This window comes from Haloferula sp. BvORR071, assembly GCF_000739615.1.
GTDB lineage: Bacteria > Verrucomicrobiota > Verrucomicrobiia > Verrucomicrobiales > Akkermansiaceae > Haloferula.
The window spans coordinates 20,374-43,371 of record NZ_BATP01000029.1 but is presented as its reverse complement, the minus strand read 5'-3'; the positions used below and the strand labels follow the sequence as shown (position 1 = coordinate 43,371).

General features: G+C 61.5%; 17 protein-coding genes. 3 read left to right on the top strand and 14 right to left on the bottom strand.

From position 1 onward, the window contains the following. Positions 1–192 precede the first annotated feature (192 nt). Both BV071_RS16135 and BV071_RS16130 read left to right on the top strand, forming a co-directional pair. On the top strand, positions 193–1,221 hold the full coding sequence (locus BV071_RS16135; protein ID WP_035609245.1) for a L,D-transpeptidase: 1,029 nt from the start codon (positions 193–195) through the stop codon (positions 1,219–1,221). 308 nt (positions 1,222–1,529) lie between these two features. Then, the gene (locus BV071_RS16130; protein WP_052573433.1) at positions 1,530–3,797 is read left to right on the top strand and encodes a hypothetical protein; all 2,268 of its coding nucleotides are present in this window, start codon (positions 1,530–1,532) and stop codon (positions 3,795–3,797) included. A 105-nt stretch (positions 3,798–3,902) separates the two neighbouring features. Here the strand turns inward: BV071_RS16130 and BV071_RS16125 are convergent, their stop codons facing one another. The 4 genes from BV071_RS16125 to BV071_RS16110 form a co-directional block, all read right to left on the bottom strand. After that, positions 3,903–4,646 carry a PEP-CTERM sorting domain-containing protein gene (locus BV071_RS16125; RefSeq protein WP_035609242.1) on the bottom strand — a complete coding sequence of 248 codons (744 nt, stop codon included), beginning with the start codon at positions 4,644–4,646 and terminating at the stop codon, positions 3,903–3,905. 246 nt (positions 4,647–4,892) lie between these two features. Then, the gene (locus BV071_RS16120) at positions 4,893–5,615 is read right to left on the bottom strand and encodes a thermonuclease family protein (protein ID WP_035609240.1); all 723 of its coding nucleotides are present in this window, start codon (positions 5,613–5,615) and stop codon (positions 4,893–4,895) included. 73 nt (positions 5,616–5,688) lie between these two features. Continuing rightward, positions 5,689–6,306 carry a M23 family metallopeptidase gene (locus tag BV071_RS16115; RefSeq protein ID WP_052573432.1) on the bottom strand — a complete coding sequence of 206 codons (618 nt, stop codon included), beginning with the start codon at positions 6,304–6,306 and terminating at the stop codon, positions 5,689–5,691. A 126-nt stretch (positions 6,307–6,432) separates the two neighbouring features. Continuing rightward, the gene (locus tag BV071_RS16110; protein ID WP_052573431.1) at positions 6,433–7,434 is read right to left on the bottom strand and encodes an undecaprenyl-diphosphate phosphatase; all 1,002 of its coding nucleotides are present in this window, start codon (positions 7,432–7,434) and stop codon (positions 6,433–6,435) included. A 65-nt stretch (positions 7,435–7,499) separates the two neighbouring features. On the opposite strand from BV071_RS16110, the gene BV071_RS16105 reads away from it, so the two are divergent. After that, positions 7,500–8,135, top strand: coding sequence for a DUF2062 domain-containing protein (locus tag BV071_RS16105; protein ID WP_035609234.1), 636 nt, complete (start codon positions 7,500–7,502; stop codon positions 8,133–8,135). On the opposite strand, the gene BV071_RS16100 is transcribed toward BV071_RS16105, so the two are convergent. From BV071_RS16100 to BV071_RS16055, 10 genes are all read right to left on the bottom strand, one after another. After that, positions 8,132–9,232 carry a DNA topoisomerase IB gene (locus BV071_RS16100; protein WP_052573430.1) on the bottom strand — a complete coding sequence of 367 codons (1,101 nt, stop codon included), beginning with the start codon at positions 9,230–9,232 and terminating at the stop codon, positions 8,132–8,134. The two genes, BV071_RS16105 and BV071_RS16100, sit on opposite strands and share 4 nt — an antisense overlap. Next, complete coding sequence (ligD, locus tag BV071_RS16095) at positions 9,229–11,562, bottom strand: DNA ligase D (protein WP_035609231.1); 2,334 nt, start codon at positions 11,560–11,562, stop codon at positions 9,229–9,231. Before ligD ends, BV071_RS16100 begins: the two co-directional genes overlap by 4 nt. Further along, entirely contained in the window at positions 11,516–12,430 is a 915-nt protein-coding gene (locus tag BV071_RS16090; protein WP_035609228.1) for a Ku protein, read from the bottom strand. The genes ligD and BV071_RS16090 overlap by 47 nt, the downstream gene beginning before the upstream one ends. A gap of 267 nt (positions 12,431–12,697) precedes the next feature. Continuing rightward, entirely contained in the window at positions 12,698–13,174 is a 477-nt protein-coding gene (locus BV071_RS16085) for a hypothetical protein (RefSeq protein WP_035609224.1), read from the bottom strand. Positions 13,175–13,628: 454 nt separating this feature from the next. Next, positions 13,629–15,755: a S8 family serine peptidase gene (locus BV071_RS33090; RefSeq protein WP_052573429.1), complete on the bottom strand. Its 2,127-nt coding sequence runs from the start codon at positions 15,753–15,755 to the stop codon at positions 13,629–13,631. 274 nt (positions 15,756–16,029) lie between these two features. Further along, positions 16,030–16,689, bottom strand: coding sequence for a VTT domain-containing protein (locus BV071_RS16075; RefSeq protein ID WP_035609222.1), 660 nt, complete (start codon positions 16,687–16,689; stop codon positions 16,030–16,032). Then, positions 16,686–19,124: an endonuclease/exonuclease/phosphatase family protein gene (locus tag BV071_RS16070; RefSeq protein WP_035609219.1), complete on the bottom strand. Its 2,439-nt coding sequence runs from the start codon at positions 19,122–19,124 to the stop codon at positions 16,686–16,688. The genes BV071_RS16075 and BV071_RS16070 overlap by 4 nt, the downstream gene beginning before the upstream one ends. Next, the gene (locus BV071_RS16065; protein ID WP_035609217.1) at positions 19,117–20,403 is read right to left on the bottom strand and encodes a glycosyltransferase; all 1,287 of its coding nucleotides are present in this window, start codon (positions 20,401–20,403) and stop codon (positions 19,117–19,119) included. The genes BV071_RS16070 and BV071_RS16065 overlap by 8 nt, the downstream gene beginning before the upstream one ends. Then, positions 20,400–20,588, bottom strand: a complete 189-nt coding sequence (locus BV071_RS16060; protein WP_035609215.1) for a hypothetical protein — start codon at positions 20,586–20,588, stop codon at positions 20,400–20,402. The genes BV071_RS16065 and BV071_RS16060 overlap by 4 nt, the downstream gene beginning before the upstream one ends. Next, positions 20,585–22,816, bottom strand: a complete 2,232-nt coding sequence (locus BV071_RS16055; protein WP_052573426.1) for a hypothetical protein — start codon at positions 22,814–22,816, stop codon at positions 20,585–20,587. Before BV071_RS16055 ends, BV071_RS16060 begins: the two co-directional genes overlap by 4 nt. Positions 22,817–22,998: the final 182 nt, after the last annotated feature.

The following is a 22,998-nucleotide window of genomic DNA, read 5'->3' as shown; positions in this document are numbered from 1 at the left end:
GTGCCCATCCGTGGTCAAGAGACCTCTCCCAGTCCCACCCAACTCCCACCTTGGCAAACCTCACCGGAAAAGATAAGGCAATCTGAACTAATCCGGCCCTCCAGCCGCCTGTCACGCAGCCCGCCTGCTTCCCTAATTCTTCTTGGGCGCCCGCGCTCCCGTCACGACCACGCACCATCTCTCACTTCCACCATGCGACTCCTCAGCTTTCTCGCCATCCTTGCCACCGCCGCCCTCGCCACCCCTGCCGCCTTGGCCAAGGAGATGCCAAAGCCCGCCGCCCACACCAAGGGCATCCCCGTCGACAAGCCCACCGGCGACCTCAATCCCGGCGAATACTGGTGGAATCCCGGCCTTTCTCCGCAGGGCCCGCTCATGATCCTGGTCAGCATCCCGCAGCAGACCATGCACGTTTACCGGAATGGCATCCTTATCGGCCGCTCCACCATCAGCAGCGGTGCCAAGGGCCACGAGACCCCCGGCGGCGTCTTCACCATCCTTGAGAAGCAGGCCACCCACCGCTCGAAGACCTACAACAACGCCCCCATGCCGAACATGCAGCGCCTCACCTGGAGCGGCATCGCCATGCACTCCGGGAACTTGCCCGGCGAGCCCGCCAGCCACGGCTGCATCCGCCTCCCCTACGACTTCTCGAAGCTCCTCTTCGCCACCACCCAGAAGGGCGGCACCGTCGTCATCGGCAATGGCAAGGTCCCCACCCCCTACCTCGCCGCGAATCCCGGCCTCCTCCTCGCGCCCAAGGACTTCAAGCCCGAGATGCTGGCCAAGCTCGATAACGGCCAGTACGACTGGCAACCGGAGCGCAGCAAGAGCGGCCCCATCACCATCGTCGTCAGCGCCGCGGACAAGGCCATCTACGTCTACCGCGATGGCAACCCCATCGGGCGCGCCGCCCTCGAGGTCACCGGCTGGACCGCCCTCGGCGAACACGTCTTCACCATGCTCGAAGGCACCACCGGCAAGCCCAGCCAACTCGCCCCCGGCCACCAGGCCCGCCGCTGGCTCAGCATGGAGACCGGCAAGGCCATGTTCACCGATCCCGATACCGTCTCCAGCCGCCTCCGCTTCAGCCCCGAATTCGCCGCCAAGGTCGACGACATCCTCACCCCCGGCACCACCGTCATCGTCACCGACCGCCCCGTCGTCCGCAAACCCGTCGCCGAGGCTCCCGTCCTCGAGGGCTACCCCGTCGTCCCCTGATCCGCTCACAATCGGGAGTGTGGCTTTAAAAGCCGCCTCGCAAGTGGAGGGCTATACCCTTCAAAATCTGCAAAAGGAGTGCCTGAGAGACAGCTTTGGGTAAGCGCTAGCACATCCTAGGCTCGCTCGCGAAGTGGATAGCTCCCTTGCAGGGGGCCCAAGAGCTCTTAGATAGAAAGCGATCTGAAATCAAATCACTCCTTCTAGGGGGGAGAGTAGGCGCCTTAGCTCTTCTAAGCTTGGTCCAATCACCAGAGAGAGGAATTTGCGAGTTGTCTCTCCTCTACCGTGTGCTGATATCCAAGGGAATGGAGTACGATTTTACCCAAATCAACGACAAGGAACTTGAATCTCTTGTGGTGGATCTACTGTCTGATCTACTGGGCGTTCGCTTTGAACGCTTCAAGTCAGGTAGAGACGGAGGGGTTGATGGTCGCTATTTTGTCTCAGAAAAAATGGAGGTGGTACTTCAGACGAAGCACTATTTTACAAGTGGAGTTGCCAAATTAATCAATGTCTTGGAACGCCAAGAAAAAGCAAAAGTTGAAAAATTAAAACCGACACGTTATCTGTTGGCTACTTCTTGTAAACTCTCCCGGAGCGACAAATCCAAGATTTTCCAAACTCTGAAGCCGTATATTGTTTCAGAAAACGATATTTTTGGAGCTGAAGATTTAAATGATCTTCTTCGAAGATTTCCAAACATCGAGAAAGCTCATAACAAGCTATGGATGTCGAGTACAGCTTTGCTTAGGCGATTTTTGAATAACGGGCTAATTGGCCGCAGCGAGGATTTTCTTAAGCAGGTAGCAGATCAGCGGAAGTTCTATGCTGATACTCAAAATTTCCATGATGCTCAGAAGAAATTAGAAAAATCGCGGGTCCTTATAATTTCAGGGGAACCTGGAGTCGGTAAAACAACAATTGCAGAGAATCTTTCTCTAATTTATGCTTCCGAAGGATTCGAGATTGTTGATGTAGTGAACATTATCGAAGCGGAAGCTGCATATCAACCAGGAGAGAGACAATTTTTCCTTTTCGATGACTTTTTGGGGGGTAATTATTTTGAGGCAATTAGCGGGAGAGAGGATTCGCATATCGTGAAGTTTATGCGAAGAATCTCGGTGGACGAGACAAAGCGGTTTGTCCTAACTAGTCGAACCAACATTCTCAACCTTGGGGTGAATTCCAGTGATCCGTTTGGAAATGCTAACATCAGACGTAACGAATATCTCTTGAAGGTTGGTAATCTGAGCAATTTTGAAAAGGCGGAAATTCTTTACAATCACCTTTGGCATGGAGGCCTCCAAGAAGAATATGTACATGAAATTTACAAGGAGAATCGATACCTTGAGATAATTCGACATCGAAATTACAGCCCTAGATTAGTTCATTTCGTAACTGATATCAATACGTTGGACCTCCCTCAGGCACCTGACTACTGGAAGTTCATAGTAGAAAAATTTGAACACCCGGCACTTATTTGGAAGAATGCCTTAAAAGTCCAAAGTAACAATTATATTCGCCTGTTAATTAAACTAATCGTTTTCAACGGTGGATCAATCTCTGAGGAAAGTTTGAAAATTGCGTTCCGCTACTACTGCTCCACCTATGAAGGAAGAATGGTCACGGAAGATAACTACGTCGAGGCAGTGGCGGCGGCATCGGGATCGTTTATCATTCGGAGTGCCACTAATCGAAAAGAATTTGACCTAAAGTTGTTCAACCCATCAATTGCAGATTATGTTTTGAATGAATCGAGTTCTGATACGCCATTGCTTTCGCGCATTTTCGACGCGCTGCCCACTACCCGATCGCTTACGCAACTCCTTTCGATTAAAAACAATGGAATTTTGAAATCGGAAGATATTGTTGAAATTGTTCGTCATCTCAATGCTTCCCAATTCACTCGTATTAAGTCAATTGACTTTCGAATTAAACTCGTTGATTTTCAGTGGGATGTATTGACGACAATGAGTCAAATGCAGGACATAGTTTCTTTGATCTCAGAAGGTTGGATTGAAGTGGTACACAAAGAAGTGATATTCAATTGGCTGAGACTTCACCAAGCTTTATGGCCAGGGAAGGACCTCGATATTCTTAAAAACATAATCGCTGGCGATTTGGACTATGATGAGGCCAGAACGTTGGGGCTTTTACTTGAGTCGCGGGAAGCTCACGATGAAAATCCATACCTTGTCGAAGTCCTCCACGACTCAATGAGCGCCATGCTTGAGCAGTCTGCGCGTGAATGGGCGGAAGAATTAGATTTATCTCCTTATGTTCAAAGCTTCTACTATGACGAGGGAGAGGTAGATTTTGAAGTTGATCGTTGGAGCTTGGAACGGGAAATGCTGGACTTTGGAAGGGATTACTTCAGTGGGTTTCCTGACGATGCTGCGCTCTCGGCATTTGATCAATTCCGATCTTATGTCGATGGGTTTGATTTCGATGAAATTGCCGGAAGGTGGTTAGAGTCTAGGAATTCTGACTGGGAATATGAGGGGGGATCGAGTGGAGGGGGCGGAGGTTTAGGTGAAGAGGCAAGAATCCATGATCTCTTCAATAGGGGATGATATCGAGAACTTTAGAGAGCAAAGCGAATCCATCGCGCCTACTTTAATTGCGTGGCAATTTGGTCAGACCGATCGGTGGGAAATCAGCGGCCACAGGGGTCCACACTATCCCACTCTTCTCCTTCTCCCCAGCCCCACAATCGCCCCCACTACCAGAAGCAGGGCGGAAGCCGGCTCCGGCACCGCCGCGAGCTGCAGGGACAGCGTGCTAGTCGGCGGGGCTGGCGTCCCCAGCGACACTGGGAACCACTCGCCACCCGGATCCCGCAGGTAGATCCGGCTGGGATCGGTCGCGGCACCGGTCGGGCCGAGGTTGGCGGCGTTCTCCAGCTTGGGGCCGAAGGCTCCGCCGTCGGTGTAGTTGGTCACGTTGCTGAACTGCACCGACCAGAAGATGTCGGTCGGCACCACGGTGTTGATGTTCGCGAAGACCAGCTGGTTCAGGTTCAGGTTGTTCGCGCCATCGCCCTCGAGGATGTAAACCACCGGGCCGGAGCTCCACAGCGGGGTATCGGCCGGTTGGAAGGCGGCCAAGGCGCCGGGAGTCACGCCGGGTTGTCCCTCGACCTCAAACTCGGCCGGCACCGCGGCGTAGAAGGACAGCGTGACTGTCGCCTGCCGCGCCACGTTCGAGTAGAGCGTCAGCGTCGCATCGTCCAAGAGCCGCGAGGTCCCGGCCAGATGCGCGGAGTCCGCATACTCGCTGCCCTGGCTGACCGTCAGATAGGTGAAGCTGCCACCGGTTTCCCCGGGCAGTGTATAGACCGGGTTCTGCGCGTGGGCAGACGGGGACAGCCATAGGGTGGCAGTGGCAGCCGCTGCGACGGCCAAGATCAGGGGGGATCTCATCGGGGGGTGGGGGGATGAACCCTTCTTTCCTAGCAGATCCCCAGGCCTCCCGTCTAACTCTCTTTGATTCGTATTAACTGATCATCAGTGCCTTCCAAGGTCATGCACTTGCTTCGAATGGGGAAGGCACCACGAATCAAAGCCCAATCGACACGAATGAAGATTCAAATCCTGCGGCTCCCTTGCCTTTGATTCGTGTGGATTGGGTTTTGATTCGTGGTGCCTCCTGCCTTTTGGCGCTGGGCTTCACCGCATCCCCCAAGCCCCGCGCTTCGCCTTCCTGGCTTCTGCCTCCAGCTTGCGGAGCTGCTCTTGGCGGGCCTTGAAGGAAAGCCCATCGGGCATCTCCGCTCCCTTGGTGTAGATCCGCGCCAGCCCTTCACGGACCAAGGTCTCCTCCAGATAGGGCCCCCCGGCGGGCAGGACGAAGGCATGGAAGCGCAGGTCGCCGAAAGGATCGTCCCAGCGCGTGTAGAGCGTGAAGGGACCCTTGCCCAGAAGCTCATGGATCCGCGCCTTCGCCCGGCTGCCGATCTCCACCGCCTGCTCATCCGTGATCCCAAAATACTCCGCCTGCTCGTGGATCCGCTCCCGGTTCGTCTCCCCGCCTCGGTAGCTCCGGAACTGGCTCTCCGGGCAATCGACGAAGTAGAGCCGGAACTGCTCCACGCTTCCGTCCGGCAGCCGCACCCGGAAGCTATCGCCATCGTTCTGCACATGCTCCTCGTAGCGGCAATTCTGGAAGGTCACGTAAGTATCGGTCTTGTCCCTGCTCGTGCTGGCACTGGTGGCGGGACCGGAACCGCCCGGCTTGGAGGCCGGGGCCTCCTTCGCGGGCTTGCGATCCGGTCGATCCGTCCGAGCTGAGGAATCGGTCTTGTTGTAGTGCCGCGCCAGCGCAGCCACCACTGCGAGCACTACCATCAGCAGCAACTGCTGCCAGCTTTTCACGGGAGCACGTCGCGCCATCACCTGCTGCTACCGTGATCTCAATCCAGACTCCAGCCCCGAGTTACCTCCGCACTCCGCCTTCCGCACTTCCTCAGAGTCCCTTGAACCCCTGATACTCCTGATAGGTCCCGATCGGCATCGCCACCTTCCCGAAGTCGCGGTTCAGCCGGCGGTACTTCTGGATGAAAGTCGTTGGATCCGCCCAATTCGTCAGATCCCGCGCCACGCTCTCGCGCTGCATCCCGATGTTCAGATTGTGGCGGATCTCGAAGTGCAGGTGCGCGGCATACATCCCGTGGTTGTTGCCGATCGTCCCGATCTGCTTGCCGCGCTTCACCTCTTGCCCGACCTTCACCAGGATATCCCGCAGGTGGCCGTAGAGGGCATCGCAGAAACGCACCTGCCCGGAAGAGGGATCGCGGTAGGCGTAGCGGATGATGATCACGTTGCCCCAGCCTTGGTGAACGTCGTAGGCCCAGGTCACCACACCGTCACCGATGCTGTAAACCGGCGCGCCCATGTCCGAGTCGCCGCCGCCCTTGCCGTTCCAGTCTTCACCGAAGTGGATCGGCGAGCTCAGGCGCATCCCGCGGGCCTTGTAAAAGCCGGAGCCATCCGGCGGGCCGACCGGGAAATCGAATCCGTCCGTCATCGACGTCCGGGCCGTGCGATCCTGAGCTCCCGCCGGTGCCGCAAATGCCAAAAGCATGAGCAGCAGTATCAGGAAGACGGGTTTTTGCGGCGCTCCGCTCACCCCGCCAGTGCAAGGCCGTCTGCCGCTACGGGCAAGTCAAATCCGTCACCGTAAGTAGTCACCGCAAAAGCGGCCAAAACCTCAATGTCCGTTGAGGTTCAAGAAGTTGGTGGCGATCATCACCGCCGCCGCGATGCCAATCGCAATCCGGTACCAGCCGAAAATCCCGAGTCCCCGGCGGTTCAGGTAACCCACCATCCACTTCACCGCCACCGCCGCGGAGACGGTCGCGGCGATCACCCCGATCAGCAGCGGGGTGGCCCCGTAGGTGTCCCACATCAGCTTCGCTCCGCCCAGCTTGTGGCTGTACTTCTCGGCGACGTCATGCAGCGCGGTCTGCGCCTCGTAGCCCGGGATCTTGGCCCACTTCTCGTCCAAATGGACGCCCCAGATCGCTTTCTTCGCGGTCGCCGCCCCTAGGGTCAGCAGGCCCAGCAGGAAGGAAAACTCCACCGCCGCGCTCAGGCGCAGGCCGATCAGCAGGCCGCCCAAAATCGTCATCAGGCTGCGCGAAGTCCCCGGCCACATCGCCAGGCACTGCATGAAGCCGATCATCACGGCCATCTTCAGCGTCATCTCCGCAATGCCCACGCCCTTGCTGCCGCCGCCTTTCTTCATCCAGCGGTCCACCGCCAGGATCGCCAGGCCACCGGTGAACCAGGCCAGCGCCACCCACTGGAAGTGGAACAGGTACTTCTCGATCTTGTCATTCAGCGCCAGGCCGATGACTGCCGCAGGGAGGAAGCCGGCCAGCAGCAGGAAGATCAGCTTCAGGCCCTCCGGGTCCTTGCCCAGCAGGCCCATGATCATCTGCCGCACCCGCGGCCAGTAGAGACCCAGCACCGCCAGGATGGCTCCGCCCTGAATACAGATGGCGAAGCAGTTCGCTGCCTCCGTCAGCTTCACCGCTTGGAACGGATCAGCATCCACGCCGATGCCCATCATCTTCTGGGCAACAATCAAGTGGCCGGTGGAGCTGACGGGAAGATATTCGGTGATCCCTTCGATCACCCCGAGGACAAGAGCCTGCCACCAATTCATGAGGGATGCGCGGACCTTGCCGATGAATATCAGGACCGGCAAGGGATTTGCGGTTGCTTCGGAGGGCTTTGCGGCGGAACTTCAGAAGTATTTCAGAACTCCGCGGCATGAAGCGACGCTACCTTTGGCTCGTCCGGCGCGCTTACCGCGCGTTGCGGCACAAGCGTCTGCGGAACCGTCATTGGTGGCAGGACATTACCCAGGCCCTCTTCGAGCGGCGACTGTGGATGCCCTGCCGGGACACGGTGGCGACCGGCCTGACCATCGGCATGTTCTTCGCGGTGATGCCCCTGCCGATGCAGATGATCTTCGCGGGTGTGGTGGCGATGCGCTTCCACTCGAACGTGCCGATCGCGATGGCAGCCTGCTGGCTCAGCAATCCGCTCACGAATATCCCGCTCTTCCTGTTCCAGTACTGGCTCGGCTCGAAGGTGGCCTCGGTGATCGGCCTGCAGCTCCCGGAGATCCACTGGTTCCAGAACTTCCTCCATTGGCTCTCCGAGTCGAAGGGGGTGGAGATTCCCAAGCACATCCTCAATGGCAGTGCCGGGGACTTCTTCCTGGGCATCCTGCTCTCCGGCATCCTCTTCGCAGCGATCACCTACCCGCTGGTCCACCTCTTCTCCGCGCTGATGCCGCACCACCTGCCGGTACGCCCCCACCGCACCCAAAAGGTCTCTGCCTTCATGCGCAAAATCCGCGCCCAGCGCGAGGCCCGCAAAGAGGCTAAAAAGGCCCTCTAGGGGACCCCCTTCTTACCGCCTTTCCGCCCCCTCCTCGCCGGGTATTTCTCGATCAGCGCCAGCACCCGGCGTTCGTCGGACTTCAGCTTCGCGCTCTCGTCCTTCCGCCGCAGCCGGGGTGGCTTGGCCTGCATGACTTGGAAGAGGTCTCCGCTGCGGTAGGCACGCAGGATCCCAGGGTGAACATAATATTTCCGGCAGGTAGCGGGCGTATGATTGAGAGCCTCCGCGGTGCTGCGGATCGCGGCGACCTCGGCGCGCTTGCAGGCGGCCTCGGACTCCCCCGGCGCCTCCTTCCCCAGCTCCAGCGCGCTGAGCAGCGTGGCGCGCCAGGTGCGGAACTGTTTGGCGGTGAAGTCGCCGCCGCCGGCCTCCTTGAGCCAAGCGTTCACATCGGTGCTGCCGATGTCGTGCCAGCCACCGGCTTCGTCCTCGTGGCGGAAGAGGCGTTGGCCCGGCAGGTCCTGGAGTTCGGCGATGAGCGTGGTGATGCGCGAGTCGCGGATCTGGGCCTCGTGTTCCTTGCCGGACTTGCCCCGAAAGCGGAGGACGAAATCGCCGTCTTCCTCGCTGAGGTGCCTAGAGAGCAGGGAGGCCAAGCCGAAGCTGCGGTTTTCCTTGGCGTAGCGGTGATTGCCGATGCGGAAGCCGGTGCTGTCTAGCAGGGCAACGATGCCGGCGCAGATTCGATCAAGGTCGAGGGCATCGCCAGCAAGCGCAGTGCGGACGCGGCGGCGGATGCGGGGCAGGGCTTTGGCGAAGTCGGGCAGGCTCTCGAACTTGCGGTCGCCGGTGAGCGAGTGCCACTCGGGGTGGTAGCGGTATTGCTTGCGGCCGCGTTGATCGAGCCCGGTGGCCTGGAGGTGGCCGTTGGCGACTTGGCAGATCCATACGGATTCGTAAGCGGGCGGAATGACGAGCGAGGCGATGCGTTTGCGCTCGGACTGGCTGTTGAGCGTGGTGCCCTTGGGGGTGAGATAGCTGAAGCCCTTGCCACTGCGGCGGCGGGTATAGCCGGGCATGCCATCGTGGGTGAAGACGAGGTCGTGGGCCCGGAGGATAGCCGGCGAGAGAGGGCTGTCTTGGAGAGGTTTCATGCGACACCCAGCTCTTTGAGAAGTGCCTTGGAGATACTTTGCGGTGTGATGCCCTTCCAGTCGGCGGGAAGCTTGAAGGGTTCACGCATGGTGAAGCCGCGTGCATCCAGGGTGGAGAGATCCTTCCAATCGAGGGGAGTGGAGACGGGGGCACCGTCGCGGGCGCGGAGGCCCCAGGGGGCGATGCAGGTGGAGCCACGGCCATTGCGGAGCCAGTCGATGTAGATCTTGCCGCCGCGCTTGGCCTTGCTGGCGGTGATGGTGAAGCGGGTCGGGTTGTGCTCGGCGACGGCGGCGGCGACGGCTCTGGTGAAGGGCTTGAGAGTATCCCAATCGTGCGTGCGCTTGAGGTAGAGCATGACGTGCAGGCCCTTGCCGCCGGAGGTCTTCACTTGGGTTTCGAGGTCGTGACTGGCGAGGAAGTCGCGGAGCAGGAGGGCGGCGCCTTTGACTTCTTCCCATGGCACCGACTTGTCGGGGTCGAGGTCCCAGATGAGCGTGTCGGGTTTGTCGACATTGGTGAGGGAGGCGCCCCAGGGGTGGATCTCGAGGACGCCGAATTGGATCAGCGAGATCAGGCCGTCGAGGGAAGTGATGTAGATAACCTCGGTGCCGTCATCGAGGGTCTTCATCTTCACCTTCGGCGGGACGTGGTCCTTGAAGCTCTTTTGGAAGAAGGTGCCTCCGCCGATGCCATCGGGCGCGCGCAGCAGGGCGAGCGGGCGGTTTGCGATGAAGGGGAGCATGAGGTCGCCGACGCGCTCGTAGAAGCGCGCGACCTCGAGCTTCGGGATGCCATCGGCGGGGTAGACCACGCGCCCGGGATGGGTGATCTCGATGCCGTGGACGATGGACTCTTCCTTGCCAACAGATGCTTGTTCCACGGCATCAAGGTGCACCTCTTTTGCGGTCTTGTCTTCGCGCAATGAGATGAAGCTGCCTTGGCGGATGGAGCCATCGCGGGTGAGCTCGGCGAATTCGATTTCGGCGACGAGCTCGGGCTTGATCCAGTGGATGCCGCGCTCGCCTTCGAAAGGGCTGCGGTCGGTGGCGCGCTTCTCCATCTGCTTGAGGAGTTCGCGCCGTTTGGTCTCGGTGAAACCGGTGCCGACCTTGCCGCGGGTGACAAGTTTTCCATTCTCGTAGGAACCTAGTACCAGCGCGCCGAAGGCGGGGCAGGAGTTGCGCGGCGGGGTGTAGCCGCAGATCACGAACTCCTGGCGCGGACGGCACTTGGACTTCACCCAATCGCGGCGGCTTTCAGGGAAGTAGCGGGCTTCGGCGTGCTTGCTGATGATGCCTTCGAGGCCGAGCTTGCAGGCCTGCTTGAAAAGATCGGGGCCGTGATCGGCGGGCCAGGTGTCCGAGCGACGGATGGGACCTTTGCCGGCGGGGATTATTTTGGCGAGGTGTTCGAGGCGCAGGCGCAGGGGAAGATCGCGGAGGTTCTTGCCGCCCTCGTTCAAGACATCGAAGACGACGAAGGTGATCTCATCGCCCTTGCCCTTGAGAGCTTCCTGCAGGGCGCTGAAGTCGGTGCGGCCCTTGGAGTCGAAGACGACGGCTTCGCCATCGAGGACGAAGTCGCCGCCCTTGAGCTTTTCGAGATTCCTTGCGACGGCGGCGAAGCGCGCGGTCCAGTCGAGCTGCTTGCGGGTGTAGAGCTTGACCTTGCCCTTGTTGCGGACGGCGATCAAACGATAACCATCGTACTTGATCTCGTGCAGCCACTCCTTGCCTTCCGGCACGGTGGGTACGGGGCGGGCGAGCTGTGGGGCGACGAAAGCGGCCGCTTCTTCCCCGGGCTCCGGCACAGCGCCGGAGGGATGAGTGGCGGGATCGAGCTTGCGGAGCAGCCAGTTGGGCTCCTCCTTCATGCGGGCTAACAGATAGGGGCCGTCGAGGCGCTTGCCGTGGAGGTGGAACTTGAACTTGCCCTTGGCGAAGTCGCGCTTCCAAGTCTTGTCGAAAGGCTCCCATTGACCGCTATCCCAGATAGCGACCTTGCCCGCGCCGTAGTTTCCGGCGGGGATCTCGCCTTCAAAGCTGCCATAGTCGAGCGGGTGGTCCTCGACATGCACGGCAAGGCGCTTGGCACCTTCATCCTCGGGGATCCCCTTCGGAACGGCCCAGCTCACGAGCACGCCATCCATCTCCAGGCGGAAGTCGTAGTGATGCGAGCGCGCGTGGTGCTCTTGGATTACGAAGGAGTAGCCGCCGTTCTTGGCCCGCTTCGGCGAAGGCTCCGGCGTGGCCTTGAAGTCGCGCTTGCTGCGATACTTCTCAAGCGGAGCGGCGCGCTTTCTTGCCGGTGGATTTTTTGGCGGCATGCTTGGTGGCTTTCTTGGCAGCCTTCTTGGCTGCGGTTTTCTTCGCGGCGTGCTTGGTCGCCGCCGCCGGTTTCTTGGCAATGCTCTGTTCGAGGTAGGCGGCGAGGTCGACGACGTTGCTCTTGCCCTTCGATTCCTCTTTCTCGCCGCCCTTGACGTCCTCCACGGTTTCGCCGGTTCGGATCTTCTTCTCGATATAATCCATCAGCGCCTCGCGATACTCGTCGTGGTAGTTTTTCGGGTTCCACTTCTCGCTCATCTCCTCGATCAGGCGCTCGGCGAGTTGCATCTCGCGTTTTACGGGCTGCCATTCCTTGTCGGATGAGGAAGGTAGATCGAGCTTCGAGGAAGCTTTGAGCTCTTGAGGGAATCTGAGGAGCATCAGAACCAGCACGTCATCGCGGACGAACATGGCGGAAAGGTACTCGCGGGTCCGGATGACAACTCGCGAGATGCCGGCCTTGCCGGAATTGCGCAGGGCCTCGCGGAGGAGGGCGTAGGCCTTGCGGCCGCGCTTGTCGGGTTCGAGGTAGTAGGGTTTGTCGAAGAGCAGGGGATCGATGTCAGCGAGCTTCACGAATTCGCTGATCTCGATGGTCTTGGTGAGCTTGGGCTCGACGGCTTCAAGTTCCTTGTCGGAAAGGAGGATGAATTGTCCTTCATCGTGCTCGTAGCCCCGGACCATGCGGTCCCATGGGACTTCCTCGCCGGAGTCGGCGTTCACCCGCTCGTAGCGGATGCGCGCGTGGTTCTTGCTGTCCACCATGTGAAGCTGGACGTCGGGGCGGGCCTCAGCGCTGGTGAGCGAGACCGGGATGTTGACCAGGCCGAAAGCGATGGAGCCTTTCCAGATGGAGCGAACAGCCATAGGTCCTTTTCCTTACGCAAACGGCGTGCCGGTGTGACAGGCCGTGATAAAAAGAGCCTTTGAGAGGATTTGCTATCGCCGGGTGAAAGGATGGGGTTGCAAGATGCGCGGTAGAGCGGAGCGGTACGCAAGGGTGGCGGCGGGTTGATGGGAGGCTGCGTTTGGAAACGCGGCGCTGTCGCGAAGGGTGTCAACAAGACAAACGGCGGACACCGCCTTGAGAGACGATGCCCGCCGCGACCTGCAAAAGCAGAAGCGTTGAGATGCTTATTCCTCGACGGTGTATTTGATGGAGGGGACTTGGATCGAGTCGATCACCTTGTAGTCGTTGTCCACGGCGATGACATTGCCACCGGCGACATAGTAGCGGCGCTCTTCAGCGGCGGGCAGGATCTTCACCAAGGATGGCGGCGCTGCGACGAGGTAAGGGCGCTCAGTATCGCGGATGACGACGCCGGGAGCAATGGTGCTGGTGCGCCAGGTTTCAGGGATTTCCTTCACCTTGACGGAGGTGACGACTTCAGGAGGAAGACCGTATTTCTCGGTCTTGTAGGGGTCGAAGTACTTCACGACCTTGGTGCGCACGGCAGGGTCGAAGGTCCGCGTGACGGTGGTGGTGCTCTCCGTCACGCTGCCGTCCGCATGCCTGGTGGTCTCCGTGGTCTCGGTGGTTTCAGAAACTTCAGCTCCGGCGCTCCAAGTGAGCAACGCGGCGAGGCTGAAAGCTTTGGTGATGGTGTTCATGGTCTCTCGTGGTTGGTTCGTTGAGGCCGGGTGCGAAGAATGTCCGGCGTGCTGAGAGACCCGTTTCGCAAGGGATGTGCCATGGGAGTATGGCGAGGGGTGGAGAGGGCGGGTTGAGCCGCTTTGCGATTCACCGGATCAGAGCCGAAATCCTTGGTGGTACGGGGATTTTTGAAGGTCGATGCTTGGGATGATCCGCGACCTCCGGCACCGTGCGAAGTTCAAACATGAACCGGGAAAACGCGTGGTAAGAGCGAGCTTTGCCGCGTTTTGCACCCTGTGCGGAATGCGATGCGCACTTTGGAGAATCTCCACGGACGCAAAGAGATGAAAAGTTGAGAACGCGCGGGCTCCCGATCCGAACGCGTGATCTTCCCGTGGCTTCACGGTAACAAGGTTGCCTGCCGAAAGCGGCAACAGGGTTGCACGCACACCAAGGCGGCTGCGCCGCGGATCAGGGTGTGATCAGGCGCAGGCGGTAGAAGCGCTGCGTGGAGGAGGTGCGGGCACCGGTGTCGCGGACTTCGACGGGAGAGCCAGTACCCGTGATGGTGTTGCCCAGGACGCTCCAAGCAATGAGGTCATTGCTCCATTCCACTTGATAGCTGCGGTCGGCGACGGTGGGAAAATCGAGGACGAAGTCCGCAGCGGAGTTGCCGGTGCCAGCGGAGAGCAGGGAAAAGCCGAGCTTGCTGGAGGCATTCACTGGCGATGTCCCGGCGAGGTATTCATCGGCATTCGTGAAGCCGTCTTGGTCGAGATCGCCGGCACCCGCCTGGGCGAGGCTACCGAATTGCTCGGTCTCCCACCAATCAGGCAGGCCGTCGCCATCGGTGTCGATCATCTTCTGCAGATTGAGCATGCCGCCGGTGGTGGTCTTACCGCTGAGGGCGGCGACCGGAGTGGTGTTGTTGAGGATGCGGCTGATGCGCTGAGCCATCGTCTCCCCAGGGAAGTTCATCGCGGCGAAGGCAACCGCGCCGGTGACGTGCGGAGTGGCCATGGAGGTGCCATCGAGATACTGATAAGCTGCGGCAGTATTGACCCACTCGGTGAGGGTCGAGCTCACCGGCAAGGTGGAGGCGGCGATGGTCTGGCCATTCGCCATGGAAATGCGGATCGCGGGAATCCAGGAGCCGGTGGTGCCGAGGGTCCAGGGATTGGTGGTGATGGAACTACTGGTATTGTCGTAGATCACCGCGGCAACCGCGCCGGCGTTCATGGCATTGGTGACCTTTTCGGCGAAGGTGATGGTGCCGCGCTGGATCAGGGCGATGTTTCCGGAGACCGCAGCCGGGAAGTCACCGACGCGGCCGAGGCTGCAGGAGTAGAGCGGCTTGGTCAGGCCGACGGAAACGGTGCTGCCGGAGAACTCAAGGGAGGCGGCGGCGTAGGTGGTATTGCCAATTTTCAGACTGCTGGTCTGGCTCACCATTGAGAGCGGCATGGCGGAGTAGATATTCGCTCCCGGTGCGCCGATATCGACGGTGGTGGCGCCGTAGTTCGAGAAGCTGGCGAGGCCATTCGTCTGGGTGGTGGCGGCGACGGAGATGATATTCGAGGTAGTGTAGTTCGCCGGGTAACTGGGAGTGGTGTCGTTGTTCGCGGTCTCATTGCCGGCAGCGGCGCAGAAGACGATGCCGGCATCGCGCAGCGCCTCGATCGCCTGGCGCTCGCTGGTGGACGATGAACCGCCACCGTAGGAGGCATTTGCCGCCACGATGTTCACGCCGCGTTCCTTGAGGGCGACCATGTAGTCGAGGGCTGCAAGCACCGCGGAGGTGGAAAGCGTTTCGCCATCGGTGGAGACCTTGAGCGGCAGGATCTTCGCCTTGTAGCCCACGCCGATCACGCCGATCCCATTCTGGCCGATGGCGGCAATGGTGCCGGCGACGTGGGTGCCGTGCTCGCCGGAGTCCGTCATGATGGCGGTATTGCTGGCGAAGTCGTAACCATGGACGTCGTCGACGCGGCCATCGCCGTCATCGTCGATCGAATTGCCCGGGATCTCACCGGGATTGGTCCAGATATTCGCCGCGAGGTCCGGGTGGGTAATGTCCACGCCGGTATCGACCACCGCGACGACGACCTCGGAGGGGTTCGGGCGAGCGAGAGCCCAAGCTTGGGAGAACTTGGTATCCACGCCGCTGGTGCTGGCAGAGCCATTGACGGTCTGGCCGGTATTGTGGAGGCCCCAGAGTTTGGAAAAATCCGGATCCGCGGTGCTCACCGCGGAGACGCGGCGGATGTAGTTCGGCTCGACGGTTTCGACGTCCGGATCGTCCTTCAGATCCGCGATCAGGTCCTTGGTCTTGCGAGCCTTTTCGCGGACCATGGCGGAGACGCGGTTGCGGCGGGCCGAGAGGTGATCAAACTTCTGTGTGAGGCCGAGCGCGCGTTTGCCGAGGGCAGTCTTGGCGGTCTCGGTGGCGACGCCGGATTTGAAGGTCACGAGGACTTCGCCCTCGACGTAGGCGTCTTCCGCGGCGGCCTTGCCAGCAAGCAGGGCCGAACTGGAGAGCAAGAGCAGCGCGAGGGCACGGGATGTCGCGAAGCCGAATGAGTGGGATACGGGTTTCATGTGGGTGGCCGGCAAAGGCGGATTTCTCTATTTGCCAACATGCAACACGGGCGATTAAGGCAGCGTTAAGGAGGCTGCCATTTGTCTCGCGAGCGCGGGGAAGGGGCGCGCTTTCTTGCCGGGTGACGCTATAGCACCCATCCGCGGAGGCGCGGCACGTGGTTTCACGTAAACGCGTTTTGTTTTGAAGGGGCGGGAAAGAGAAAGCAGGGATCCCGCGATTCGGCTTGTGGCCGCTGAAGTGTGACGGTCAGCGGCGCACCGCTCGATGGAGTCAGTCGCTTTTGACGATTTCGTTGCCGAATCGTTTCTTGAGCCAGAAGCCGACGAGCAGGATCGCCATGCTGAGGGCGGTCATGGCGTAGAGCCACTTGGGACTGAAGTCCGTGACCGCGCTTCCGGCCCCGACCGGGACGAGACAGAAGAGGATGTAGATGGGGGCGCTCACCCAGAAGTAGATCCGGAAGGGGACGTCGGTGAGTGCCAGGAGGTAGAGCTTGGCGGCGTAGGGCGGACCGTGGATTGCGGCGAAGAGGGAGGTCAGGAGGATGCGGTGCTCGTCCTTGATCGAGGGAATCTTCCGGCCGGCTTTTTCCAAGCGGCGCTGGACCTTTTCGCGTAGCCAGCCGTGGCAGATGCGATAAACGGCGAAGTGATGGAAGAAGGTGCCGCCTGCCGCGAGGGCCATGCCGCCGGGCAGCCCGAAGCGGACGCCTGCCAGCAGCAGCAGGACATTCACCGGAAAGCCGATCACGGGGAGAATGAAGAAGGCGGCGATGAACCAAGCCGCATGGAATTCCCTGCCGCGGGCGACGAGATTCTCGCGGCTGAGATCGGCGCGGTGATTCCAGACGAACCACGCGGCGAGGGCCATGAGGAGTACCGCTGAGACCAGCTTCCCGCGATGCCTGCGGATCAGGACGACGGCATTCATGGCGCGGGCGCGGCGGCGGGAGGGTGCAGGGTGAGCTCGACGCAGAGCGGCAAGTGGTCCGAGGCGACCGCGGCAGTAGGGGTGCGCGGGCGCTGGATGCCTTCGACCGTGAAGTGCTCGCTGGTGAGGATGTGGTCGAGGCGCAAGAGCGGAGTGGGCGAGGGAAAGGTGGGCAGCGGCTCGTGGTTCCGGGCGTGGACTTGTGAGTCGCGGAGTTTGGCGGTGAGCCTTTGAAGCACCTTCGAGCGCGGACCGGAATTGAAATCGCCGCAAAGGATGACGGGCTCCTCCGGCGGGATGCCGCCGATCCAGTCCGGGCCTAACAACGCGTCTGCCTGCAGGTGGCGCTCCCTGCGGCCGAGGCCGAAGTGGGTATTGATGAGGTGGAAGGGCGGGCGGCCTTCAATGGCGAGCTTCACCCAGATGGCGCCGCGGCCCTCGCGGAGGAAGCCGTGCTCGGGACCGGTCAGGAGCCCGGATTTCACATGCTCGAAGGGATAGCGGGAGAAGATGGCGATGCCGTAGCGCTCCTTCTCCTCCTCCAGCATGGCGTGGAAGACGTGGCTCATGCGCAGGTGATCGGCGATGAGCTGGGCCTGGTCGTGGCCGCGGCTGCGCGGGCGATGGGCGTCGACTTCCTGCACCGCGACGAGGTCGGGATCGAAATGGTTGATCACGCGGGCGATGCGTTCCGGGCGCAGCTTGCCATCGGTGCCCATGCAGCTGTGGATATTGTAGGTCATTACGCGCAGCGGGAGGTCACCGGAGCGCAGCTTGTGCTCCGGCACGCGCTCTTCGCGGATGCCGTTGCGGCCGAGGTAGTGCAGGGCGATCTTGCGCAGGTCCTCCGGTCGGACCCGGTCGTTGGTGCGGGCGAGATGGGAGATGTGCCAGCGGCGGATGCGATCCGGCACCAGCAGGAAGCCGCGGGTCTCCTCATAGCCGGGGCCGGCATGGGCGCCGTTTTCCAAGGGGAAGCTCATGGGCTTCCCCTGTGGATCCCAACCGGAGAAGACGAGATCGCCGGCGTTTTCGTGGAAGCAGAGTTTCACGAAGTCCTCGGTGGCTTCATCGAGGAAGGGATGATCGGGGCCGAGGACTTCGGCGCGGTCCTTGGGGAGTTGCCATTCGCCGCGTGGATTCCAGGCGGTGACGCTGCCATCGTCGCGCTTGAGCAGGACCATGGGGATGCCGGCGCGGGTGATCATATCGCGCGCGTAGGACTCGAGGTGGGAGCGGTCTTGTGGATGGGGGAAGTAGATATGGCCGATGGGGCCCATCGCGGTGACGATGATCTGCGTGGCGGGATCGGGTTCGCCGCCGCTCATCACGGTGGGCGGCTGCTTGCCCATGAAGGCGCGGAAGTGATCCCAAGCGCCGCCGACCAGCTCCGGCATCTTCCTCATCCACAGCGGTGTGCTTGCCAGCGGGCCGTCCGCGAAGACTTCGGCGAGGGCGACATCGAGTTCCTTGCCGTAGCGATGCTCGTAGGGCTCGCTGTGTTCCTGGCCGTGGTCGGAGTAGATCAGCAGCTCGTAGTCGCGGTGGGCCGAGCCATGGGCGGCGCGGTAGATGTCGCGGATGCTGCGGTCGATGCCCTTGAGGGTCCAGTGGGCGAAGGCGGAGCCGGGGCCTCGGCGGTGGGACTGCTCGTCGTAGCCGAGGAAGTTGCCATGGATGGTCCGGGTGCCGCGCTCGATGTCTAACAGGATGCGGAAGCGGATCAATTCGCGCACCAGGATGCAGACGACGATGCGGGCGGGGACGAATTTGATCTCCGCGCCGAAGTTCTCCTTTTCGTAGAGGCCCTTGATGGCGTCTGCCAGGGCGATGAAGAGCTCGATGATGCCGAGACCGAACATGCGCAGGATCTTCGGCAGGAAGACGAGGATCAGGAGCAGGCTCTTGAAGGGATGGAGGCGGCGGAGCAGTTCATCCGGCGCGAGGTCCTGCGAGCAGTAGCGGGTGCGGCTGGCACCGGCGCGGTAGATGTTCGAGTAAGCATGGCCGTCCTTGAGCAGGGGCTCGCGGCATTTCTTCTGTAGCTCTTGCTCGATGGTCGCAGCGGAGTCGGCCTCAAGCATGCGCATGACCTTGCCGGTCTTCCGGTGGAGGAACTGGAAGGCAGGGACGGCGGCGTGGACCCCGTAGAAGATTTCGCCTTGTACGGCAGGCGTCGTAGAAGGAATGCCGGAGTAGAAGCTCTCCAGGGTGAAATGGCCGCCTTGGATCAGGCGCTGGAGGAATGGCATGCGGCCGCTCTGGATCGCGCGCTCGAGTTGACGACGCGAGAGGCCGTCGATCTGGATCATGATCAGCCCCGGTTCCTCGGTCTCGCCGATGGGGCGCTTGACGCCTAACAAGAGCGCGGCCCAGTGGGTGCGGCTGATTTTGCGCCGCAGCCATCTCAGGCGAACGGCGATGCTGCTAATCAAGGCTGGCCTCCGTGGCTGGGGTTACGATGACCGCGGCGGCCGCGGCCGAGACTTTTGCGGACAGCAACTCCCACTCCACGCCGACGCCGGCGATGAACCGGTCCCACGGCATCGGGTCCTCATCCAGGAGGCGATTGTGACGAGCAATGGTTTCCTGGTAAGCGTGGATCATGCGCTCCGTGCAGCGCGCGGTCTCGTATTCCGCAGCGCTGGCGCGGGCGTTCTGGATGCAGCTGTTAGAAAAGGCTTCGTCCGTCATCAGGCGTTCGAGCGCCGCGGTGTAGTCGCGGGTGCTGGCATCGGCGGGGAGTAGCAGGCCATTGAAGCCGTCCTTGAGGATCTCGCGCACGCCGGGGCCATCGAGCGCGACGACGGGGTTGCCGGCGGCCATGGCCTCGGCGAGGACGATGCCCTGGGTCTCGCTCTGGGAGGCGAAGACGAAGAAGTCCATCGCGGCGTAGGCATCGGTGAGTTCCTTGCCGGATTTCTTGCCGACGGCAAAGACTCGCTCCTTGCCGGCGGCTGCCGTTAGAATAGCCGTCATCTCCTCGCGGGCATCGCCATCGCCGACGAGCAGGAAGACCGCTTCGGGATCGGCCTTGAGGCGCGGTGCGACGGCTTCTGCGACGAAGATGAGGTTCTTCTCCTTGGCGAGCCGACCGACGTGGCCGATCACGCGGGCTTTCTCCGGAATGCCAGCGGCCTTGCGGAAGGCGGTGCCATCACCTGAGGAGAAGGCTGCGACATCGATGCCGGTGGGGATGCAGGTGATCGGCACAGTGACCTCGCGATCGCGCAGGAGCTTGGCGATGCTCTCGCTGGGGGCGATCACGCGGTCGCAGAGGTTGCAGTATTCGGTGGCGAGCTGGATGGCGATGCGCTTGAGGGCGGGCGAGTCCAGCGGCACATAGTGCGTATAGCGTTCGTAGAGGGTGTGGTGGGTGAAGATAATCGGCACCTGCATCTTCCAGGACTCGCGCAATGCGGAGTCGCCTAACAGAAATGGATGGTGGGTGTGGATGATGTCCGGCGCGAAGTCCTCGATGAAATCGCGGATCACAAGGGGCATCGGCAGTTGCACGCAGAAGTCGCTGCCGTTGAAGTTCTGGATCGCGGGCATCCGCAGGACATCCGGGGATTCTTCCGCGCCATCGAATTGCGGGGCGATGACCTTTACCTCGTGGCCGAGCTTACGGCAGGCGTCTTCGAGCGTCTTGACCGAGCGCGCCACCCCGCCGACGTGCGGCAGGTAGGTATTCGTGAACATCGCGATTCTCATGAAGGCAAGGCGGGCATGGGGGTGAGTTGCAGGGTCATCCGCCGCGGCGGTACCCGGTGTAGTGGAGTGATGGGCAGCGAGGAGCTGAGGCCACGTGCCCATGGCAGCTCAACGAGGATCGCATCGAAGCGGGTGGCGAGGCGCAGCTCGGGAAGCGCGGCGCGGGATTGGCGGTTGTGGATCATTGGGACTTAAGGGTGAAGCTATCTTGGGAGCCGCTGGCGTCGAGCGGCTCGAAGCCGGGGACGGCGATGCGCAGGCGGGGTGGCTCGGAGCGCCACTTGCCGGTGACGCGGAGTTGCGTGCCATCGAGGCTTACGCTCACCGGGCCCCATGCGGTGAGGGTCGGGCCGAAGCTGGTGACGCCGCCTTGGCGCCACTCTTCGAGGATGCCGGAGCCGATCACGAGTTCGTCCGCTTCTTCGCGCACGAAGCAGTTGCGGATCATCATGACCCACTCGGCGGCGGCCCAGCCGTGTTGGCCATCGCCCATGCAACCGCCGAGGGTGAGCGGATGGATCGCCTCGGGCCACTGGCCGGTGGGTGAGGCGAGTTCGGCCACACGGCGGATGAGCCCGGCGAAGCGCGGGTCGCCGGCGCGGAGGAGGGTTTGGGCGAGATCGAGGGTGAGGTAGGCATTGACCCCGGAGTGGATCATTTCCTGGAAGAAGCCGCCTTGCTGGAAGCAGCGATCCATCAGGAACTCCGTGGACTTCATCAGGCGCGACTCGCCGGGCGGATAGAGCTGGAGGGGATAGTCCGCGACCATCGAGCCGATCGCGCCGGCGTCCATGCGGCGGCCGGGGGCGGCGGGCATCGCGCCGAGCGAGCGCTTCGGCGGATTGGCGGCGAGACTGGCCTCGATGGCTTGCATGTATTCCGTGGCGAGATCCTCGGCCTCGCGGGCGGCGGTGCTGCCCTGCTTGCGCCAGTGGGCGGCGATGGCCTTGAGGCCGCCCCATGCCCAGAAGTCGTCCCAGTAGTAGTAGTCGTTGGGTCCGAGGTGCTCGGCGCTGAAGCCGGCGGGCAGCAGGCCCTTGGTGCCGGGTGCTTCGTCCTTCTCAAGGCGCTTTTTGGCGAGCCAGCGGACACCTTTGCGGAGGGATTCATCCAGTTCTGGGCCGAGTGGCTTGCCGGTCATCGCGGCATAGCGGGCGGCGATCCAGAGGACTTGGCCGTTCGAGTCCCACTCGCCTTCCTGTGAGAGGAAATAGCCGTTGTGCTGCTGCTTGCCGGGGAATCCGGCGAGCACGCGCTGGGCGCGATCCACCATGCCGATCGCGAGCATGGGATGGAGCATCAGGCAGGCGTCGCGGAACCAGAAGCGGCGGTAGGTGTAGGGTCCAGGGACGAGGTCCTCCGCGGAGAGCAGGAGGATGGTGCGGACTGCGGCGTCGTAGAGGAATTGCGTGTGCGGATCGGCGACCTTCAGCGCAGCGGTGCCTTTGAGCGCATCAGGCCAAGAGAGGTTCACATCGAAGTGCTTCGCTTCCTTGGTGTCGCGATCAAGGGTGGCGGAGACGCCGAGGTAACGGGTCTGGCCGGCGTGGATGCGGAAGAGCGCGGCGGCGGTGGCCATGCCGGTGTCGCAGCTGACTTCGCGTTCCTCGCTGCTGCCGGGCAGGTCAAGGTAGACGTCGCCCTCGGCGTAGTGGGCCATCCGCAGGGAGTCGGGCTTCTCGCCGAAATCGACGGTCGACTCGCCATTGACGCGGAAGGCATGGCCGGAGGCTTCGAGCTCGATGCGGTTGATGAACTGGACCCCCTCCGGATTGTAGGGACGTACCGCGACGACGACCCAGCCGTCTTCCCTGGCGGTAGCGCGGACATCGGTGCAGACCAGCGCCTTGCCATCGCGGATGACCATTTTGGTGCTGAGATCGAGGGTGATCTCATCCTTGGTCAGCTTGGTTTCGATCGTGAGAGTGGGATCGAGGATCAGGCGCTGCGAGACCGCGGCGTCTTCGAGCTTGCTTGGCAGCAGGCGGCGGCGGCTTTCGGTGACGATCCAGAAGTCGATCGACCAACCGTCGTGGAGTGGAGTGACCAAGCCGCGGGGATCGACTAGAGGGTAGGCGACCACGCCGGGCTGGCCGACCGCGGTCCAGTTGCGATGGGTCAGGTTGATGTGGCTGAAGGAGAAGGCGCGAGGGACGAAAGAGGGATCGCGCGGGTTGAATTGCTTCTCCACCCAGAAGGGCCAGACCCAGTCGAGGTTATGCTGGATGGCCTTGGCATTCACCAGCCCGCGGGCATGGAAGACGATACCGGCGCGGAGGAGTTCCAGCGGCTCGCCGACTTCAGAAGGCTGCGCGAAGCGGCGCATCCGCGCGACGAAGGTCGCCGGGTCCAGCACGCCGTAGCGGCGGGCGGCGTGCTTCACGATGAACTTCCATGGCAAGAGGCGGAACATGGCTCAATCAAGTGGACCCGTCGTCGCGGCAAGCGCCGTGGTCCACTGGGAAGTTTGCACGATTTGTTCCAGCTCGCGCCAAGGTGGCGAAACCCGCGTTAGATCCGGGGAAGCCGGAAACCGGGCACGCAAAAGCCGATGCAGACTGCATCGGCTCATGCCTCAGTCCGTGCATTTCGACC

Bases quoted from the DNA above. Each gene is read 5' to 3' on its own strand.
- BV071_RS16135 (WP_035609245.1), top strand. From the start codon at position 193: ATGCGACTCCTCAGCTTTCTCGCCATCCTTGCCACCGCCGCCCTCGCC.
- BV071_RS16130 (WP_052573433.1), top strand. From the start codon at position 1,530: ATGGAGTACGATTTTACCCAAATCAACGACAAGGAACTTGAATCTCTT.
- BV071_RS16125 (WP_035609242.1), bottom strand. From the start codon at position 4,646: ATGAGATCCCCCCTGATCTTGGCCGTCGCAGCGGCTGCCACTGCCACC.
- BV071_RS16120 (WP_035609240.1), bottom strand. From the start codon at position 5,615: ATGGCGCGACGTGCTCCCGTGAAAAGCTGGCAGCAGTTGCTGCTGATG.
- BV071_RS16115 (WP_052573432.1), bottom strand. From the start codon at position 6,306: ATGCTTTTGGCATTTGCGGCACCGGCGGGAGCTCAGGATCGCACGGCC.
- BV071_RS16105 (WP_035609234.1), top strand. From the start codon at position 7,500: ATGAAGCGACGCTACCTTTGGCTCGTCCGGCGCGCTTACCGCGCGTTG.
- BV071_RS16100 (WP_052573430.1), bottom strand. From the start codon at position 9,232: ATGAAACCTCTCCAAGACAGCCCTCTCTCGCCGGCTATCCTCCGGGCC.
- ligD (WP_035609231.1), bottom strand. From the start codon at position 11,562: ATGCCGCCAAAAAATCCACCGGCAAGAAAGCGCGCCGCTCCGCTTGAG.
- BV071_RS16090 (WP_035609228.1), bottom strand. From the start codon at position 12,430: ATGGCTGTTCGCTCCATCTGGAAAGGCTCCATCGCTTTCGGCCTGGTC.
- BV071_RS16085 (WP_035609224.1), bottom strand. From the start codon at position 13,174: ATGAACACCATCACCAAAGCTTTCAGCCTCGCCGCGTTGCTCACTTGG.
- BV071_RS33090 (WP_052573429.1), bottom strand. From the start codon at position 15,755: ATGAAACCCGTATCCCACTCATTCGGCTTCGCGACATCCCGTGCCCTC.
- BV071_RS16075 (WP_035609222.1), bottom strand. From the start codon at position 16,689: ATGAATGCCGTCGTCCTGATCCGCAGGCATCGCGGGAAGCTGGTCTCA.
- BV071_RS16065 (WP_035609217.1), bottom strand. From the start codon at position 20,403: ATGAGAATCGCGATGTTCACGAATACCTACCTGCCGCACGTCGGCGGG.
- BV071_RS16060 (WP_035609215.1), bottom strand. From the start codon at position 20,588: ATGATCCACAACCGCCAATCCCGCGCCGCGCTTCCCGAGCTGCGCCTC.
- BV071_RS16055 (WP_052573426.1), bottom strand. From the start codon at position 22,816: ATGTTCCGCCTCTTGCCATGGAAGTTCATCGTGAAGCACGCCGCCCGC.